Annotated in this window: 3 protein-coding genes; all 3 read left to right on the top strand. The window is 45.5% G+C overall.

The features are described from left to right. Positions 1-305: 305 nt before the first annotated feature. Positions 306-683 (top strand): helix-turn-helix domain-containing protein, encoded by a 378-nt coding sequence (locus AACS18_RS16585; RefSeq protein WP_108612757.1) that lies wholly within the window; start codon positions 306-308, stop codon positions 681-683. Positions 684-849: 166 nt separating this feature from the next. Further along, a complete protein-coding gene (locus AACS18_RS16580) occupies positions 850-1,599 on the top strand; it encodes a TnsA endonuclease N-terminal domain-containing protein (RefSeq protein WP_108612756.1) in 750 nt (249 codons plus the stop codon). Then, on the top strand, positions 1,553-2,312 hold a 760-nt coding region (locus AACS18_RS16575; RefSeq protein ID WP_219927982.1), incomplete at its 3' end, for a hypothetical protein. The genes AACS18_RS16580 and AACS18_RS16575, both read left to right, overlap by 47 nt.

Raw genomic sequence — 2,312 nt, 5'->3', positions numbered from 1 at the left:
GTGTTAAGATGGTTTTTAATTCTATGCCATAAGAGGAAATAGAATAGATGATGTGGCCAACTTCCTTTAATTGGTCTTATAGCTCTATAGGGGGCTAAAGAGTGCCATTTTCTATCCTTGTAAGAAAATGCTTGGGCTCTATGAATCAACAGTGACCTTTCCGCCGTTATCTGTCAAAACGTATAACTTTGCAAATCAAAATGTATCACATTGATATTAAATGATATTTTTTAATTTTTTGCTTAAGTGTCGTAGGTTTTTCCTATATTCTGGACAATAAATGCACAACTCTGGACCGTGTGTTTATGACTCCTTTTGGTATCTATCTTGAAAATCTTCGGCGTAGTCGTCGCATTCAGCAAAAGCAGCTCGCGGACCTGATGGGCATCAATCCTTGCTATGTAAGCACTCTTGAGCGAGGGCGTAAGGGGCCACCATCGGCAGAAGTGCTCAATCGGCTAATCAAGAACTTGAACTTATCTCGAGACGAGCAAGAAGGGCTGTGGCGCTCTGTTGAGCTATCAGAGATGACGTTCCGTTTGCCCGAAGGTATGTCTCAAGATGAGTTTGAAATGGTCCACGATTTACGAAATCACTTAGGTACGCTGAATGAAGACCAGGTACTGATCATACGGAAGGTTCTTGGCTTGGGGGTCAACTCTCAGGAGGGTATTGCAATGTAGATATAACGGGACGCACCGGGTGGATTGTCCCGCTATTGGGCGCAAGTAATGGTACTCACGACTTGAGAAATCTAAGTATCTCCACTTGCTCCATTGGCGTCAATCTGCCTGCCTAGACATTAATCCAGCTCGTTAACTTCGTTACTCGTCAGAGTAAGGGGAACGTATGTCTTTAAAGAACACTGTCGTGCCGCTTGGCACAAGGCAGAAGGCGAAGCTATGCCAAAAATCCGTGCGACAACGGAGAGATGTTCGCGTTCGTGAGCCGGTTAGGCCGACAACTGGGCGAGTTGTCGGGTTCTACCCGTCAACGAAGAACAACCGACTCGTTGCTTGGGAATCACAACTGGAGCAAAAAGCTTGCGCTCTCTTTGAGTTTTCAGCCGATGTGGTGAGTTATCGAGAGCAGCCGATCACTATCTACTTCGAAAGCGATGGTCAAATGCGGCGTTATACCCCTGATTTTGAGCTGAAGTTTCATGACGGCAGATCGATGTACTTGGAGGTTAAGCCTTTTGCCAAGCTTCAAGGTGATGCTGTCAAAAGACGGTTTCAGCAGGTTGCAAGATTTTGGGAGATGCACGGCCAACAATTTGGCGTTATCACGGATATAGAACTTCACCACCCTACCTTACAACGTAACCTGAAGTTACTCAGGGCTCATCAACGTGTCCATGTACCTGATGAGGTGTGGTTGCGAATTGGGCATTGGTTCAAGGCTATAGGTTCCGTAACTTTCGAGCAGTTAGCAGAGGTTTTGAACTCCCCTGCACTTGTCTATGCGCTGCTCTCACAGCAAGCGCTACACACGGATCTTTGCTCACCTTTTTCTCCTGCCACAGTACTGTTTTTCTCGGAGGGTATCGGCCATGAAAATTGCCTCTTTTCATACCGGATTGCACCTGACTTTGAGTAGTGCCCAATATCGGGTCGATAGGATCTTGGTATCAGGTGAATGTTATCTAGAACGGCTAACTGATAGGGCTATTCTCGTCAAAACAAAGTCACAGTTAGCAGCTTTATTGGCAACCGGAGACCTTATTATTGATTCATCAAGTCAACGTATCCCAAACACTGAAAACGGTTTTAGGCCCCGGATTGAACCTGATCTAAAAACTTTATCTCAATCGCAACGTGACGCTGTATTACGTAAATACGAGTACATCAAGGAGGCTATTAATCGTATAGGGAGGGATCCAAAAACTACAGGTATAGAGCAAGTTATTGATACAGTTTCAAAAAGCATAGGGGATCTTAACCCACCCTCAGCCTCATCGATTTATCGGTGGTGGAGACAATGGAGTGAATCAGGACAGAATCTGATGTCGCTAGCACCCCAAAAATCAAAAGCATTAACTCAACGGAAATTCCCTAAAGAGGTGATGGATGAGCTGAATCTACTCATTGAGCGTTTGTGGCTTTCTAGAGAGAGGCTTCCTGTACAAGCGGTCTACGATGCCTTTCGTCATCGTATAAATGAGCTTAATGCACAAAAACTGAAGCCATTAGCAATTCCTAGCCGTGCTCAGTTCTACCGTATCGTGAGCCAGATTGATAAGTACGATGCTATGGTTGCCCGAGAAGGTAAACGGGCTGCTGATAAGCATTTTCGTGCGACTGGTGCTGGGG

It is taken from the genome of Aeromonas sp. HMWF015, from assembly GCF_963878965.1.
GTDB classification, from domain to species: Bacteria; Pseudomonadota; Gammaproteobacteria; order Enterobacterales; family Aeromonadaceae; genus Aeromonas; species Aeromonas veronii.
The sequence above is the reverse complement of the archived record's forward strand: the minus strand, read 5'-3'. Positions and strand labels throughout refer to the sequence as shown.